This window comes from Malikia granosa, from assembly GCF_002980595.1.
Lineage (GTDB): Bacteria > Pseudomonadota > Gammaproteobacteria > Burkholderiales > Burkholderiaceae_C > Malikia > Malikia granosa.
On record NZ_PVLQ01000144.1, the window covers coordinates 1 to 3,951 of the forward strand.

Below are 3,951 nucleotides of genomic sequence, written 5' to 3' on the forward strand. Positions count from 1 at the left end.
GCACCTTGAAATCACTCGGGCCGGGTGTTCAACGTGTTGGGTGAGGCGTTCGAGGACGTGTCGCTCAAGGAACTGCTGATCGAGGCCATCCGCTACGGCGAATTGCCCGAAACCCGTGCCCGCATGGAGCAGGTCATTGACCAGGCACTGGACACCCAGCACCTGAAAGACCTGATGGCGCGTAACGCCTTGGTGGAAAACCACATGAGCCTGGACGACCTGTACTCGATCCGGGAAGAAATGGACAAGGCCGAAGCCCGCAAGCTGCAGCCGCACTTCATCAGCGCCTTCTTCCGCGAGGCCTTCCGAGTCGTCGGTGGCGAGTTGCGCGACCGCGAGGCGGGCCGCTACGAGGTCCGGCATGTGCCGGCCGACGTGATCGAGCGCGACCGCGTGATTGGCTACACCCGCACGCCGGTGCTCAAGAAGTACGAGCGCATCTGCTTTGACCGGGAAAACCGCACCCTGTACGGCAAGCCCACCGCCGAACTGGTGCACCCCGGCCACCCCCTGATGGCCGCCGTGACTGACCTGGTGCTGAGCAGCCACCGCAGCCTGCTCAAGCGCGGTGCGGTGCTGGTGGACCCGCACGACGATGGCACCCAGCCCAAAGCCCTGTTCATGCTGGATCACAGCGTGCGCGAAAGCACGGGCGACCAGCCCCTCGACATTTCACGCCGGCTGCAGTTTGTGGAGATGACACCTGACGGCACCGCGCACCAGGCCCCGTTTGCACGCCACTTGGATCTGGTGCCCATCACGGCGGCGCAAGCTGGGGTGATCGCTGACGTGCTCAACGCCGACTGGGTGACCCAAAACATCGAAGCCAAGGCGCAGGCCTATGCGGTAGAGCATCTGGTACCCGAGCACACCGAAGAAGTGGCTGGCCGCCGCCAACGGCAGGCAGACAAGCAACTGGCTGCGGTACGGGAACGCCTAGTGAAGGAAATCCAATACTGGTCGGACCGTGCCATCAAGCTGGACATGGATGTGCGTGCCGGCAAGCAGCCCCGCCTGCAGCCGGACAATGCGCGCCGCAGGGCTGAAGAACTGAGTGCGCGCCTGAAACAGCGCACCGCCGAACTGCAAGCCATGCGGCATGTCGCCTCGGGCAGTCCTAACGTGATTGGTGGCGCCCTGGTGATACCAGCCGGGCTGCTGGCCCAACGCAACGGGCAACCCCATTTCAGCGTGGATGCCGAAGCCCGTGCCCGCGTGGAGCGGGTGGCGATGCAGGCTGTGATACAGGCCGAAGAAGCCCTGGGCCACCGCACCAAGGATGTGTCAGCCGACAAGTGCGGCTGGGACATAACCGTGTACATCGACCAGCCCGAGGGGCTGGCGATGGAGCGTCACGTCGAGGTCAAGGGTCGAGCGAAGGGGCAAGATACGGTCACGGTCACCAGCAATGAAATTCGTCACGGATTGAACCAAAAAGACAAGTTCGTTCTTGCAATCGTTCTGGTCGAGGGTGATCAACACGAAGGCCCGTTCTACGTGCACGAACCGTTCACACAAGAACCCGACTGGGCAACGACCAGTGTCAACATGAACCTCAATCTGCTGCTCAGCAAAGCTATCACACATTAAAAGGACCTCACTTCGATGCAAAAATACTTCGGTGCGCGAATCTCTGAATTGCTGCCCAGAATCAACACCAATATATTTATCCCCAGCATTCAGCGCCCGTATGTATGGGAACCTGAGCAGATTGTCAAACTTTTTGACTCGCTGATGCGGGGCTACCCCATCAACACCTTCATGTTTTGGGAACTGACCCCTGAACATTTTGGGGATTGGGACATATACCGCTTTGTTAATGATTTCAAGCATGGGGACATTCACAACGACCCAGCGGTGTTGCAGCCCGAACAGCCCGCGACGCTGGTGCTTGATGGGCAGCAGCGTCTCACATCGTTGCTCATCGGGTTGAAGGGCAGTTACACCGTGCGCAACGGTGTGCGTGGCAAAGGTTCTGGGTGGATCAACAAGATTCTGTTGCTCAACCTGCTCGACTCGCCCGACGATGATGAAGAAGACGCGGATGGAGTGAAGGTACGGGAACTGTATTACAGCTTTAAGTTCGTGGCTTCAGACCGTTTGCCCAAGAACGATTCGAAGGCGGTCTGGTTCCCCGTGTCCAAGATTATTCAGATCACTGACAAAGGCCAACTGGCCGCTGCAGTGGATCGCTTGTTGCTGCTCAACCCCGACCTGGACGAAAATCGGCAGGCGAACCTGCAGAAAAACTTGCATCGACTCTGGCAGGTCGTGCATGAAGAGCAGACGATGGCTTACTACCTGGAACGGGAGCAGTCTTACGACAAGGTGCTGGACATATTCATTCGGGCGAACGATGGCGGCACCAAACTCAGCAAGTCGGACCTGCTGATGTCGATGATCACCTTGCGTTGGGACCAGTTCAATGCCCGCTCGGAAACCGAGGCGATCACCTACGCAATGCGCGATAAGCTGGAGCAGGAAAGCGCATTCGACCGCGATTACTTGCTGCGCTCAGGTCTGTTCTTCAACGACCTCGATTTCGCATTTCAATTGCGCAACTTCACCCCGCGCAACATCGCAATCATTGAGAACACCTGGCAGAAGATCAAGAGCGCACTGCTGATGGCGACCGACCTGTTCGCCCAATTTGGCATCAAGGGCGGGGCTCTGACGGGCGTCAATGCTGTGATGTTGATTGCATGCTACCTGTACAAGATCAACTCCGGTCGCCCGGAGTCAGAGTGGGTGGTGCCCGAAGGTGACGAAGGGCGAATTCGGCGCTGGATCACATCGGTGCTGTTTCACGGGGTACTCGGTGGTGCAGCGAACATGACGATGGAGTTCTATCGCCGTTGTTTGAACGAGCACCTGAAGCTGCACGCTTACTTCCCTGTAGCTGAGTTGAGTACGCGCATGACAACCCGTGGCCGTGACATGACATATGACGACACGGCAGTGGCACGCTATGCGGCACTGGAGATGAAGCACCGTGTCGCACCCGTTTGCTTGAACCTGTTGTATGACCGCGAGGACTGGTCAACCAAGAACTGGCAGTTGGTGCAGGTGATCCCGTCGTTCAGGCTGCTGGAGGACCGTCTGCGCTTGCAGGGCGTACTGCCCGAGGAAATTGCGGTTTACCAAAGCTGGAGCGCCCGACTGGCCAACCAGATCATCCTGACTGACGACGAGGCCCGCGACTACTACAGCATGGATCTGGAAGACTGGGTGGCAACACGTACGGCAGATTTCTGGCGCAAGCACCATTTGCCAGATGACCCGGCCTTGTACGAGGAATTCAACTTCCTGGGGTTCGTGCAGGCCCGCAAGCGCTTGATTGGCCAGCGCCTGAACCTGGTGCTCAAGGACAGTGGCCCCCCCCAGCCCGCCGAGGCGGCGCCTGAGACCGAAGCAGAATTGCTGGTCGCTGAGGCATGACCACCAGGTGCCCTCTGTGAGGCATCTCGTTTTCTATTGACGAATTGAATCATGGCCGCCATCAAGAGCCCCAAAAAACTCATCGAAGTTGCCCTGCCTCTGGACGATATCAACGTCGCCTCCGCACGCGAGAAGTCCATCCGCCACGGTCACCCCAGCACCTTGCACCTGTGGTGGGCACGTCGACCACTGGCTGCCGCGCGTGCGGTGATCTTTGCGCAGATGGTCAACGACCCCGGTGGCGAACGTGGTTACTACGCTGGCAAGACGCGCGCGCAGGCTGATGCTGAGCGGGAAGAGCTGTTCCAGATCCTGCGCGATCTCGTGTTGTGGGAGAACACCAACAACGAAGAAGTGCTGGCCCGCGCCCGTGCGGCGATTGCGAAGAGTTGGCGCGAGACCTGCGAGCTGAACAAGGGTAAACCTGGCTTCGACCCCGAGCAACTGCCTGCCTTCCATGATCCCTTTGCGGGCGGCGGAGCGCTGCCGCTGGGTAACTATTCAGCCCCCCCC

At 59.2% G+C, this 3,951-nt stretch carries 3 protein-coding genes; all 3 read left to right on the plus strand.

What is annotated here, in order from left to right; genetic code table 11:
- Nucleotides 1–24 precede the first annotated feature (24 nt).
- On the plus strand, nucleotides 25–1,590 hold the full coding sequence (locus C6P64_RS17600; RefSeq protein WP_245911786.1) for a protein NO VEIN domain-containing protein: 1,566 nt from the start codon (nucleotides 25–27) through the stop codon (nucleotides 1,588–1,590).
- Between the two features lie 15 nt (nucleotides 1,591–1,605).
- Nucleotides 1,606–3,438, plus strand: coding sequence for a DUF262 domain-containing protein (locus tag C6P64_RS17605; protein WP_105749826.1), 1,833 nt, complete (start codon nucleotides 1,606–1,608; stop codon nucleotides 3,436–3,438).
- A 51-nt stretch (nucleotides 3,439–3,489) separates the two neighbouring features.
- On the plus strand, nucleotides 3,490–3,951 hold a 462-nt coding region (locus C6P64_RS17610), incomplete at its 3' end, for a DUF1156 domain-containing protein (protein ID WP_146115980.1).